The organism is Halorubrum distributum JCM 13561, from assembly GCF_000337395.1.
GTDB lineage: Archaea > Halobacteriota > Halobacteria > Halobacteriales > Haloferacaceae > Halorubrum > Halorubrum distributum.
Genome location: NZ_AOJF01000052.1, coordinates 1 through 12,301, shown reverse-complemented (window position 1 = coordinate 12,301; position 12,301 = coordinate 1). Strand labels below are relative to the sequence as shown.

Here is a 12,301-nt window from a genome sequence, read left to right as displayed (position 1 = left end):
GATCCACGCGATACGTTCGCTGAGGCGGTCGAATTCTGCCATAGACACTCAGAACTCGTCCGCCTCATCCTCTAACTTAACGCGACCCGCGACCGAACCCGGGAGTTTTTAACGTGGGCGAGAGTACGCCGAGGTACCACACTCCCGCGGGACACGGTGAGTCGCGACGACTCGGCCGTAGCGGGGCCTTCAACGACGCGCGGTACGACGGTGCGCCGACGGCTCCTTGCGGGGTATTAGTGACCGACGCCGATCACGGCGTCGAACACGCACACACCATGGAAATCGAAATTGCGACACTCGGCGGTTACGAAGAGGTCGGTCGACAGATGACGGCGGTCCGAGCGGGCGAGGACATCGTCATCTTCGACATGGGCCTGAACCTCAGTAAGGTCCTCATCCACGACAACGTGGAGACCGAGAGCATGCACAGCCTCGACCTGATCGACATGGGCGCCATCCCGGACGATCGGGTCATGAGCGAACTCGAGGGCGACGTCAAGGCGATCGTCCCCACCCACGGTCACCTCGACCACATCGCGGGGATCCCGAAGCTCGCCCACCGGTACGACGCGCCGATCGTCTCCGCGCCGTACACGATCGAGCTGGTGCGCCAGCAGATCGAAGACGAGGGCAAGTTCCAGGTCGACAACGACCTCGTGAAGATGAAGCCGGGCGCCACGATGGCGATCGGCGACTCCGAGCAGGTCGAGATGGAGTTCGTCAACGTCACGCACTCGATCATCGACGCGATCAACCCGGTCCTCCACACACCCGAGGGGGCGATCGTCTACGGGCTCGACAAGCGGCTGGACCACGACCCCGTCATCGGCGATCCGATCGACATGGAGCGGTTCCGCGAGATCGGCCGCCAGGACGAGGGCGTCCTCGCGTACATCGAGGACTGTACGAACGCCGGCAGTAAGGGCCGGACGCCCTCCGAGTCGTACGCGAAGAAGCACGTCGAAGACACGCTCAAATCGATGGAGGACTACACCGGCGGCATCATCGCCACCACGTTCTCCTCGCACATCGCCCGCGTGAAGACGCTCGTCGAGTACGCCCGCGAGATCGGCCGCCAGCCGGTCCTGCTCGGGCGCTCGATGGAGAAGTACTCCGGCACGGCCGAGCGCCTCGACTTCGTCGACTTCCAGGGCGACGTCGGCATGTACGGCCACCGCAAGTCCGTCGACCGCGCGTTCAAGCGGATCATGAAGGAGGGGAAGGGGAACTTCCTCCCCATCGTGACGGGCCACCAGGGCGAGCCGCGCGCGATGCTCACCCGCATGGGCCGCGGCGAGACCCCGTACGAGATCGACGACGGCGACAAGGTCGTCTTCAGCGCGAGCGTCATTCCGGAGCCCACCAACGAGGGGCAGCGCTACCAGAGCGAACAGCTGCTTCGGATGCAGGGCGCGCGCCTCTACGACGACATCCACGTCTCCGGCCACCTCCGCGAGGAGGGCCACTACGAGATGCTACAGGCGCTCCAGCCCCAGCACCTCATCCCCGGCCACCAGACGCTGAAGGGCCGCTCGCCGTACGTCGACCTCGCGAAGTCGCAGGGGTACAAGCTCGGACGCGACGTCCACGTCACGCAGAACGGGTCCACCATCCAGCTCGTCGAATGACGAGCGAGACGAAGGAGGCGCGGGTGCTGGAGGCCATCCGCGAGCGGCGTGAGCTCGTCAACGCCGCTATCGACGAGGAGCTGCCGGTCCAGGAGCCCGAGCGGCTGTACGAGGCGACGCGGTACATCCTCGAAGCGGGCGGGAAGCGGCTCCGCCCGACGGTGACGACGCTGGCCGCGGAGGCGGTCACCGGGACCGAGCCGATGGGCGCCGACTTCCGCGCGTTCCCCTCGCTCGACGGCGACGAGGTCGACGTGATGCGGGCCGCGGTCGCCATCGAGGTGATCCAGTCGTTCACGCTGATCCACGACGACATCATGGACGAGGACGACCTGCGGCGGGGCGTCCCCGCGGTCCACGAGGCGTACGACGTCTCGACGGCGATTCTCGCGGGCGACACGCTCTACTCGAAGGCGTTCGAGTTCATGACCGAGACGGGCGCGGACCCGCAGCACGGGCTCGAAGCGATGCGGATGCTCGCGTCGACCTGTACCGAGATCTGCGAGGGACAGGCGCTCGACGTCGCCTTCGAGAGCCGCGACGACATCCTCCCCGAGGAGTACCTGGAGATGGTCGAGCTGAAGACCGCCGTCCTCTACGGCGCGTCCGCGGCGACGCCAGCGCTCCTGCTCGGCGCCGACGAGGCGGTCGTCGACGCCTTATACCAGTACGGGATCGACTCCGGGCGCGCGTTCCAGATCCAGGACGACGTGCTCGATCTCACCGTCCCCTCCGAGGAGCTCGGCAAGCAGCGCGGCTCCGACCTCGTCGAGGGCAAGGAGACGCTCATCACCCTCCACGCCCGTCAACAGGGGGTTGACGTCGACGACCTCGTCGACGCCGACACGCCGGCCGAGGTGACCGAGGCGGCCATCGACGACGCGGTCGCGGCCTTGGAGGAGGTCGGCTCCATCGAGTACGCCCGCGACACCGCCGCGGACCTCACCGAGCGCTCGAAGGAACACCTCGAACTCCTCCCCGAGAGCGGCTCCCGGAGCCTGCTCGAGGACCTCGCGGACTACCTCATCGTCCGCGGCTACTGAGCGACACGACCGCCGATCGACACGACCGCCAAGCGGGCACCGGCGGTCCGGGCCGCGACGGACACCGCTTTACCCCCGGCGCGCGTTCGGTCGACCGTGTCACGGTACCGAGACGTCGCGCTGTTTTTCGCGCTCGCCCTGCTGTGGGGCGGATCCTTCGTCGCCATCGAGGTCGGCCTCGACTACTACCCGCCGGTGTTGTACGCCGCCTACCGGTTCGACGTGGCCGCGCTGGCGCTGATCTCGTACGTGCTGCTCACGCAGGACGGCCCGTTCCCGCGGACCCGCGGCGACCTCGCCGCGATCGGGTTCAGCGGCGGGCTCTCCGTGGCCGCGAACAACTCGCTGCTGTTCGTCGGCCAGCAGTACACGACGAGCGGCATCGCCTCGATCACCTACAGCCTCGTCCCCATCGCGACCGCGGCGGTCGCGGCCGTCTGGATCGGCGGCGCGGACCTCGATCGTCGCGGCGCGGTCGGCGTCGTCCTCGCGTTCCTCGGCGTGGGGCTCGTCGCGCAGCCGGATCCGGCGAACCTCGGCGGGGGCGTCGCGGTCGGGGTCGGGCTGATCGCGATCGGCGTGATCGCCGTCGCGGTCGGCAGCGTCGGCCTCCGAACCGTGGAGACCTCGTTCTCCAGCGTCGCGCTCACCGGGTGGGCGATGGGGTTCGGCGCGCTCGCCATCCACGCGCTCAGCCTCGGCGTCGGCGAGAGCCAGCGGCTCCCGGCGACCGCGCCGCGGGCGCTCGTCGCGCTGGCGTTCCTCGGCCTGCTCTCGTCGGCGGTCGCGTACACCATCTACTTCACGCTGCTCGACCGGCTCGGCCCCTTCGAGATCAACCTGGTCTCGTACGTCGTCCCGATCGTGGCGACCGTCGCGGGCGCCCTGCTGCTCGCCGAGCCGGTCACGGCGTTCACCGTCGCCGGCTTCGTCGTCATCGTCCTCGGATTCGGACTGTTGAAACGCCGCGAGATCGCCGACGCGGCCGCCGGGATCCGGTTCCCGGGATAAAAGAGAGCCGTCGCGGCCGCAGCGCGTGGCGCCGCACCGCGTACCGCTGGACGGCGCCCGACTATGCGGTCGCGTTCCCGGACGGCTCGGTCGGTTCCGGCGGCGGGGTCGCGCCGCCCGGCGGAACCGCGCCGCCCGGACCGGTCGCCGGGCCGAACGACACGTCGGGGGTCTCGCCCGTCACGAGGAAGTCCGCGACGTTGCCGATCAGGACGCCGTTGTCGGCGCGCCCGGCGTTCTCCGGTTCGAGGAAGCTGGAGTCGCCCACCACCGCGAGCGAGTCGCTTCGGACCGCGACGCCGTAGGCGCCGGCCTCGCGGGTCGTCGACAGCCGCGACGTCTCCGCGGTCGCGAGCGTCGCCGGTCCGTCGGCCGTGCCCACGGGCGCGGCGCCGCGGAAGACGACCTGCTCGACGCCCTCCGTCAGCGCCCCCGGCCCGGTCGGCTCGACGAGCACGCTGAGGTAGTTCGCGTCGTTGTTCTCCATGTCGTACACGTAGCCCGCCTCGCCGTAGACGCCGAACGGCGAGCCGAAGTCGGTGAGCGCGCCGGCGCCGCCCGGGTCGCTCGCGACGAGCGTCCGGCCGCCGGCCTCGACGAACGTCTCGACGGCGTCGGCGTCGGTCGCCGACAGCGCGCCGGGGCTCGTGGTGACGAACGCGTCCGCGTCCGAGAGCATCGACGGCAGCGGCTCGCGGCTCGCGATCCCGCCGTAGAAGCGGACCTCGTGGCCGTTCTCGACGAGCGCCGCGGTCAGCGGCGCGACGCCGCGCCGAACGCCGCCGACCGATCCGATGTCCGCGTCCGCGGGCGAGTCGCCGTCTTCGATCGGCAGGATGGAGGTCCCGCCGCCGAGCCCGGCACCGCCGCTGCCGAGGTGGACGACGACCGTGTTCGACGGCTCGCTGCTCTCCATTTCGACCTCGCCGCCCTCGCTGACGGTCTCCGGCTCGACCGCGTCCAGCTGCCAGTGGTCGTCCGCGACGGCGTCGGTCTCGGGCGGCGCGTCGTCGAGGACGACGCCGCCGACGGCGGCGACGCCGACGACCGCGAGGAAGATCAGCGCGAACGCGCCGACCGTCGTTCGCAGGTCGACGCTCACGCGCCGTCACCTCCGTTCGCCGCGACCGCGGCGTCGAGCGCCGCAGCGGAGTCGTCGCCCGTCGCGGCCGACTCGTCGTCGTTCGTCGCGTCCGCGCCGCTCGTCGCCGCGTCGGCGTCGCCGCCGTCCGCGGGTAGCCGCGCGGTGTAGCTCGTCATGACGACGTCGTCGCCGACGGTCTCGTCCCACGCTTCCGGCGCGACCGCGAGGATGAGCCCGTCGCCGATCTCGTCGTCCGCCCCCTCGGCGACGACGACCGTCCCGTCGTCGCGCTCCAACAGCGGGATGCCGCCCGGAACGGGGCTCTCCGTGCGCCGCGTGTCGACCGCGTAGTCGTCGAGTCCCGCCTCGGCCGCGGCGTCGGCGACCGCGCCGTCGACGAAGCCGAATCTGTCGGCGAAGCCGTTCTCGACCGCCTCGGTGCCGAGGTAGGCGTCGGCGTGCGCGATCGCCTCGCGGTCGAGCTCGATCTCGTCGCCGCGCTGTTCGATCACGTTCGCGATGAAGAGGTTCGCGAGCGTCTGTCGGCGCTCGCGCTGGGTGTCCGGGTCGCTGCCGGCCTTGTCCGGGCCGGTCGTCCCCGCGTTCGGACCGCTCGGGGCCGGCGCGGTGCCGGCGACCCCGACGCTGCCGACCGCCTGCGCGGAGGGCGCGACGTAGATCCGGTCGGCGGGCGCGATCGCGAGGTAGGCGCCGGACGCGCCCAGCGTGTCGACGGCGGCGTACACCGGCATCACCGACGCGGTGCGGTCGACAGCGGCGTACATCCGCTCGCTCTGCGCGGGCAGGCCGCCCCCGCTGTCGACCTCCAGGACGACCGCCTCGATCGAGTCGTTCGTGCGGGCGTCCCGGAGGTTGTCCTCGACGTGTTGCGCCGTCCCCGAGTCGATCGTCCCGTCGATCTCGATCACGGCCACCGTCCCGTCGGGCCCCGTCACGGCGCCGTACACGCCGGGCGCGACGAGCAGCCCCGCGGCCACCGCGAGGATCGCCGCGACCCCGACCGCGTGTCGGGTCTCGATCCGGTCGAGCGGCGATCCGGACGCGTGGTCCGGGGTCGGTCGGTCGGCCGTCCTCCGCGGACGGTCGGTCGCCGTCGGCGATCGATCCGGGCTCGCCGCCTCCGCGTCGTCCGTCGGTTCGTTGGGCGTCCTCGGAGGCGAGTCCTCGGAGCTCATCGACTCGTCCTCGTTCGATACTGCTGTCGTGGCGTATGGTCTCTCGTCGTCATCGTGGGTTCGCTCGCGCGTCGGTCACTGGTCGATACGGCTGCGCCGCTCTGGCGGCCGGTACTCCCGCGGTCGGTGGCGCCGCTCACGCGGCCGGTGTTTCTGCGATCGACTGCGTCGCTCACGCGTCGGCCACCTCGATCGGGTCGCCGACGGTCCCGTCGAACAGCGAGGCGTGGGCGGCGAAGAGGTCGCTCTCGGCCGCGCCGTCGACGATCACGGTCCGCCCGTGTCGGGTGACGCTCGCGTCCGCGAGCGAGGTCTCTCCCTCCCGGGCGGCCCGCGCGATCGCCTCGGCCGTCTCCCTGTCGAGGCGTCGGGGGTCCGCGACCGCGCCGTACCGCAGCGCGACGCTCGGATCTCCGGGGTCCGCGCCTCCGGTAGCGGATTCCCCGCCGGTCACGCGGAGCGACGCCCCGACCGCGCCCGACGCGTCGACCGCGGTGCGGAGCTCGTCGGGCGCGTCGGCGAGCACGCTTCGGAGGTGGTCGCGGGCGTCCGGTCCGAGGTCGACACACACCGTCGCGTCGCCCTCGAGCAGCGAGGGGAGGGGGCCGTAGCTCGCGCTCGTGCCCGCTCGTCGCCGCGCTCCGCCGTCGACGCCCCCGCCGATTCCGGCGTCGCGGTGCGCCGCGGCGACGGCGGCGGTCGGCCCGTACGCGGCCACGAGTTCGCCCGGGGCCACGCCGACCGCCGACCCGAGGCCCCGCGCCCGGAACCGGGCGAATCCGGAGCCGTCGTCCGCCTCGCGAGTCACCGCGGGGTCGGCGTCGAGCTCGGCGGCCAGCGCGGCCGCGTCGACGTCGCCGACCGCGACGGCGCACCCCTCGAGCCCGTCCGCGGTGAGCGCGGCGCCGCCGGTCGCCTGTCGCGCGGCGGCGAGCGACACGCTCTCGTATCGGTCGAGCAGTCGCCGGAGCCGGCTCCCGACCCCGCTCGGCAGGCCGGTCGCCGTCAGGACCGCGGGGTCGACCCGTCCGGTCACGACGGTGTCGACGGCGTTCGACGCGGCCGCGGCCGGGTCGTACGTCCCGGCGGCGACCGCCGATCGCGGCCCGTCGGCTCCGGCGCCGTCGCGGCCGCTCGTCGGGTCGGCGTCCGTCGGTTCGCCGTCGCTCGCTCCGGCGCCCGTCGCGGCCGGTTCGACCGCGAGGGTCGCGTCGGGCGGCGGTTCCGAGGTCAGGGCTTCGATCGGTCCGCCGACTCCCAGCCCGGTCGCCGCGAGCGCCGCTAAGCGCTTCGCGAACGTTCGCTTGGAGGGCATCGTTTCACTTGTCTCATGACAAGTAATAATACTACCGGGTGGCGGCAGTCGGCGGATTCCGCTCGCCGACGACCGGTCGGCGTTCAGTCGTCGAGCGCGCGGACGTCGTCGAGTATCTCGACCGCGTGGTCCTCGGGAGAGACGCCCTCGTAGGCCAAGACGACGGTCCCCTCGTCGTCGAGGACGTACGTGTTCCGGAACACGCCGTCGAAGGTGTTCCCGAACATCGACTTCTCGCCGTAGGAGTCGTACGCGCTCGCGACCTCGCCGTCGGGGTCCGAGAGGAGGGAGAAGGGGAGGTCGTACTCGGCGGCGAACGGTTCGAGGTCCGCGACGGGGTCGTCGCTGATCCCGACGACGGCGACATCGGCCGCCTCGAACGCGCTCCACTCGTCGCGGAAGCTACACGCCTCGGCGGTACAGCCGGGCGTGTCGGCGCGGGGATAGAAGTACACGACCGTGTGACTGGCCGCCGCCGGGTCGACGGTGACCGCCTCGCCGCGGTGGTCGGTGAGCGTGATCTCGGGTGCGGAGTCGCCCGGTTCGAGCATACGGACTCACTCTCCTCAAACGGGTTAGGGGATTCGGTCCCTTTTTACGGTGCTCTCGCATCCTACCGGTATCGATGGCGTGGCAAGCGACGCCGTACACGGTCCCGTTGCTCGTCGCGGCCGCCGCGTCCTTCGCGTTCGCCGCGTACGCGGTCGGGAACCGCTCGCGCGGCGGTCGCGTTCTCCTGTGGAGCTTCGTCGGCGTCGCGGGCACCGCCGGCGTCTGGTCGCTGGCGTACGCGGCCCAGCTGTCGGCGAGTTCGCTCGGCGCCACGCTGTTTTTCAACCGGTTCGTCTGGCTCGGCTCCGCCGGCTTAGCGGTGGCGTGGCCCGCCTTCGTCCTCTCGTACGTGGACCGGACCGCGTGGCTCGACCGGCGCCGCTTCGCGCTCTTCTGGGTCGTCCCCGCGGCGGTCGTCGTCCCCGTCTGGACGGTCGGCGTCGACCCGCTGTTCTACCTCGATCCGGTCCTCGTCGACGCCGGCGGCTTCCGGATCCTGGAGTACGCGCCGACGCCCGCGCTGCTCGGGTTCGTCGGCTACACCTACGCGGTCAACCTGTTCACCTTCGCCGTCCTCGGCTACGCCGCCGTCACCCGCGACGGCGTGTTTCGCCGGCAGGCCGCCGTCCTCTTCGTCGCCGGCGTCGCACCGCTGGCGCTCGGTGCGGCCGGCATCGCCGGACTCGTCGGGCCGGAGGACGGGTTGGTCGACTTCACGCCGATCGCCTTCAGCGGGACCTCGGCGCTTTTGGCGTGGGTCGTGTTCCGGTACCGGCTGCTCGACGTCTCGCCGATCGCCCGCGAAGCGGTGTTCGCGAACCTCTCCGACGGCGTCGTCGTCTGCGACGCCGACGGCCGGGTGGTCGACAACAACGACCCGGCCGAGGCGCTGTTCCCGGACGCGAACGTCGGCGTCCACGCCGACGAGGCGTTCGCGGACGTCCCGACGGTCGCCGACGCGGTGACGGAGGAGCCGGCCGACGACGAGTTCCGCGTGACGGTCGACGGGGGCGGCGCGCCGCGGTTCCTGACGGTCGACGTCCACGACATCACGGGGCCGGGGACGACCCGCGGCGGGACGGTCCTGCTGTTCCGCGACGTGACCGAGCGGGAGACGCTCCAGCGGCGCTACCGCGCGCTCATCGAGAAGTCGCCGAACGTGATCGCGGTCTGCGGCGAGGACGGACTGCTCCGGTACGTGAGCCCGTCGATAGAGCGACTGATCGGTCACAAGGCGAACGAGGTCGAGGGGCGCCCGGTCATCGACCTGGTCCACCCCGAGGACCGACGCGAGGCGCAGCGGGCCTTCGAGCGCGCCTTCGACAGCGCCGAACCGCAGTCGCTCACGCACCGGATCGCGTGCGCCGACGGCAGTTGGCGCCGGTTCGAGACCGTGATCGAGCGGCTGTTCGCCGACACGCGCGAGGTCGTCATCACGGCGACCGACGTCACGGACGCCCGACGGTACGAACAGCGGCTTCAGGTGTTGAACCGGGTGCTGCGACACGACCTGAAGAACGACACCAACGTCATCGGGGGGTACGCCGACCTGCTCCGCGACCACGTCGACGAGGAGGGCGATCCGTACCTCGACATCATCGACCGGAAGGTGCGGACCCTGACCCACCTCAGCGACCAGGCGCGCGAGATCGACGTCGCGCTCCACAGCGACGCGGGCCGGACCGAGATCGATCTGGCCGCGCTCGTCGAGCGGCTCTGCGAGTCGCTGGAGTCGTCGTTCCCCCACGCGACGGTGACGGCGACCGTCCCCGAGTCGGCGGTCGTCTCCGCCGACGAGCTGCTCGAGTCGGCGGTCCGGAACGTGTTGGAGAACGCCGTCGTCCACAACGACGGCGACGACCCGCACGTGGAGGCGACCGTCGTCGCCGACGGCGACGGCGACCGGTTCCGGCTCGACGTGGCGGACGACGGGCCGGGGATCCCGCCGGTCGAGCGGACCGTGTTCTCGGAGGCGCGGGAGACGGCGCTCGAACACGCGAGCGGGCTCGGCCTCTGGCTCGTCCACTGGATCGTCACGGAGTCCGGCGGCGACCTCGAGATCGACACCCGCGAGCCGACCGGGACGGTGGTCCGGATGTGGCTCCCGCGAGCGGCGGAAGAAAGCGAGTAGCGCCGCTGTCCGTCCGGCCGACCCGTCAGGCGTGGACGCGAACGACGTGCCCGCCACAGCCGCACTGCTCGACGTACTCCCAGTCGACGTCGCCGCCGAGTTCCGCCTCGAGCGCGTCGACGAGGTACTCCTCGGGGTGGCCGTGGTCGCCGTGAGTGACGAGGTTGACGTGGTTGCCCGCGGCCGTGTGTTCGACCGCCTCGATCGCCTGCCGGACGAGCAGGTCGCGGTCGTCCGCGTGTTCGGGGCCTTCGAGGTTCGCGGACCACGAGTTCTCGTGGACGTGGTCGGTCACCGGGTCCGCGCCGTGCTCGTGGTCGTGCTCCGAGGGCGTACTCGACATACTCGATCGGACGCGCTCCGGCCCCGTACGTCTTCGAGCGAACATGTTCGAGCGTGACTCCGGGAGAACGCGCTCCCGAACACCTTCGGGGAGAGCTATACCACCGCGGGGCGCCACAACCGACCTATGAGCCCCGACCCGTTCGACGACGCGGACGAGCGGCTGGACGCCCGCGAGATAGACGGCGAACCGTTCGGCGACATCGTGGCCGCGCTCGACGGCCTCGACGATGACGAGTCGCTCTGTCTGGTGAACAGCTTCGAGCCGGTGCCGCTGTACGACGTGCTGGCGGAGCGCGGGTTCGCCCACGAGACGGCGAACCCGACCGACGACGAGTGGTTCGTCGAGATCACGCGCGCCTGAACGGACCGGGATCGACCGCCCTCCGCAACCTCTTTGCGCGCGGTCGCCGAACCCGAACCCATGAGTCACGGACCTCTGGACGAGGACGCGGTCGAGAGCTACCGCGAGGCCGGCGCGGTGTTGGTCGAGGCGATGAACGAGGCCCGCGAGATGGTCGAACCGGGCCGGACCCACCTCGAGGTCGCCGAGTGGACGGAGGACTTCGTCCGCGAGCAGGGGGCCGGCCTCGCCTTCCCGGTGAACATCAGCGTCGACCCGGAGGCGTCGCACGCGACGCCCGGCCGCGACGACGACGCCGAGTTCGGCGAGGAGATGGTGTGTCTCGACGTCGGCGTCCACGTCGACGGCTACATCGCTGACGCCGCCGTGACGGTCGACCACACCGGCACTCCCGAACTCGTCGAGGCCGCCGAGATGGCGCTCGAGGCCGCGCTCGACGAGGCCGGCCCGGGCGTCGAGGTCGGCGTGGTCGGGCAGGCGATCGAGGACGTGATCCGCGGCTACGGCTACACGCCCGTCCTCAACCTCTCCGGCCACGGCGTCGAGCGCTACGACGCCCACACCGGCCCGACGGTGCCGAACCGCGGCGTCGACCGCTCGGTCGAGCTGGAGCCGGGGCAGGCGGTCGCCATCGAGCCGTTCGCCACCGACGGGCGCGGGAAAGTGGGCGAGGGGACCGTCGAGGAGATCTTCGAACAGCAGGGCTCCGCGAGCGTGCGCGACCGACGGGCGCGGCAGGCGCTCGAGGAGATCGAGGCGTTCGACGACCTCCCGTTCGCGGCGCGGTGGTTGGAGACGGACCGCGCCGAGATGGCGCTCCGCCGCCTGAAGCAGGCGAACGCGATCAAGGGGTACCCCGTCCTGAAGGAGGACGACGACGCCCTCGTGAGTCAGGCGGAGCACACCCTCTTGGTCACCGAGGACGGCGTCGAGGTGACGACCGCGGGCATCCACGGCTTCGACGACTGATGGACCGGATCTTCGCGCCGTGGCGGATCGAGTGGGTCGAGCGCGACGCCGACCCCATCGACGGCTGCCCGTTCTGCGTCCTGCCGGAGCGCGAGGACGCCCGCGAGGCGCGCGTGGTCGCTCGCAGCGAGCGCAACTACGTCATCCTCAACAACGCGCCGTACAACCCCGGCCACGCGATGGTGATCCCGGACGCACACGTCGAGGACCCGACCGACCTCGACGACGCGGCCCTCCTCGACCACGCGAAGCTGAAAGCGGCGACGCTCGCGGCGCTGCGACGCGACATGAACCCCGACGGCGTCAACACCGGCCAGAACCTCGGCGGCGACGCCGCCGGCGGCTCGGTCGACCACCTCCACACGCACGTCGTCCCGCGGTGGAGCGGCGACACCAACTTCATGCCCGTCACCGGCGACACGAAGGTGATCGTGGAGGCGATCGAGCGCACCTACGACCACCTCCACGCGGGGTTCGCGGCCGACGACGCGGTCGTCGACGCGGGCGACGTCGACGCGGGCGACGCGGTCGAACTCGACTTCGGTGTCTGAAGCGGCGGTGTCGATTGCTTATAAATAACGGTGCGCTGGCGCGTGCCTGCGAGTGGCCGCCGAAGGCGGCCGCGAGGAGCACGCGCGAGGGAGTCAGTCGCCGGAGCGAAGC

At 71.4% G+C, this 12,301-nt stretch carries 12 protein-coding genes; 7 read left to right on the top strand and 5 right to left on the bottom strand.

Annotated features, from left to right (window positions below):
- Positions 1-278: 278 nt before the first annotated feature.
- From C470_RS11965 to C470_RS11955, 3 genes are all read left to right on the top strand, one after another.
- Positions 279-1,631: a ribonuclease J gene (locus C470_RS11965; protein ID WP_004596904.1), complete on the top strand. Its 1,353-nt coding sequence runs from the start codon at positions 279-281 to the stop codon at positions 1,629-1,631.
- Entirely contained in the window at positions 1,628-2,674 is a 1,047-nt protein-coding gene (idsA3, locus tag C470_RS11960; RefSeq protein WP_004596906.1) for a geranylfarnesyl diphosphate synthase, read from the top strand. Before C470_RS11965 ends, idsA3 begins: the two co-directional genes overlap by 4 nt.
- A gap of 96 nt (positions 2,675-2,770) precedes the next feature.
- The gene (locus tag C470_RS11955) at positions 2,771-3,685 is read left to right on the top strand and encodes a DMT family transporter (RefSeq protein ID WP_008367520.1); all 915 of its coding nucleotides are present in this window, start codon (positions 2,771-2,773) and stop codon (positions 3,683-3,685) included.
- Between the two features lie 61 nt (positions 3,686-3,746).
- Here C470_RS11955 and C470_RS11950 read toward each other — a convergent pair whose 3' ends face one another.
- The 4 genes from C470_RS11950 to C470_RS11935 form a co-directional block, all read right to left on the bottom strand.
- On the bottom strand, positions 3,747-4,787 hold the full coding sequence (locus C470_RS11950; RefSeq protein ID WP_008367519.1) for a hypothetical protein: 1,041 nt from the start codon (positions 4,785-4,787) through the stop codon (positions 3,747-3,749).
- Positions 4,784-5,965, bottom strand: coding sequence for a S49 family peptidase (locus C470_RS11945; protein WP_008367517.1), 1,182 nt, complete (start codon positions 5,963-5,965; stop codon positions 4,784-4,786). The genes C470_RS11950 and C470_RS11945 overlap by 4 nt, the downstream gene beginning before the upstream one ends.
- 172 nt (positions 5,966-6,137) lie before the next feature.
- Positions 6,138-7,280, bottom strand: coding sequence for a hypothetical protein (locus C470_RS11940; RefSeq protein WP_004596914.1), 1,143 nt, complete (start codon positions 7,278-7,280; stop codon positions 6,138-6,140).
- A gap of 83 nt (positions 7,281-7,363) precedes the next feature.
- On the bottom strand, positions 7,364-7,831 hold the full coding sequence (locus C470_RS11935; RefSeq protein ID WP_007345237.1) for a peroxiredoxin: 468 nt from the start codon (positions 7,829-7,831) through the stop codon (positions 7,364-7,366).
- 74 nt (positions 7,832-7,905) lie between these two features.
- Here C470_RS11935 and C470_RS11930 point away from each other — a divergent pair, with 74 nt between their 5' ends.
- Positions 7,906-9,963, top strand: coding sequence for a histidine kinase N-terminal 7TM domain-containing protein (locus tag C470_RS11930; protein WP_008367513.1), 2,058 nt, complete (start codon positions 7,906-7,908; stop codon positions 9,961-9,963).
- Between the two features lie 25 nt (positions 9,964-9,988).
- On the opposite strand, the gene C470_RS11925 is transcribed toward C470_RS11930, so the two are convergent.
- Entirely contained in the window at positions 9,989-10,306 is a 318-nt protein-coding gene (locus C470_RS11925) for a CGCGG family putative rSAM-modified RiPP protein (RefSeq protein ID WP_008367511.1), read from the bottom strand.
- Between the two features lie 126 nt (positions 10,307-10,432).
- On the opposite strand from C470_RS11925, the gene C470_RS11920 reads away from it, so the two are divergent.
- From C470_RS11920 to C470_RS11910, 3 genes are read left to right on the top strand one after another with little or no spacing between them, the layout of a single operon-like run.
- Positions 10,433-10,669, top strand: a complete 237-nt coding sequence (locus C470_RS11920; RefSeq protein ID WP_007345240.1) for a DUF2249 domain-containing protein — start codon at positions 10,433-10,435, stop codon at positions 10,667-10,669.
- 60 nt (positions 10,670-10,729) lie between these two features.
- Positions 10,730-11,638 carry a type II methionyl aminopeptidase gene (gene map, locus C470_RS11915; RefSeq protein ID WP_007345241.1) on the top strand — a complete coding sequence of 303 codons (909 nt, stop codon included), beginning with the start codon at positions 10,730-10,732 and terminating at the stop codon, positions 11,636-11,638.
- Positions 11,638-12,189, top strand: a complete 552-nt coding sequence (locus C470_RS11910; protein WP_007996589.1) for an HIT family protein — start codon at positions 11,638-11,640, stop codon at positions 12,187-12,189. The genes map and C470_RS11910 overlap by 1 nt, the downstream gene beginning before the upstream one ends.
- Positions 12,190-12,301 lie beyond the last annotated feature (112 nt).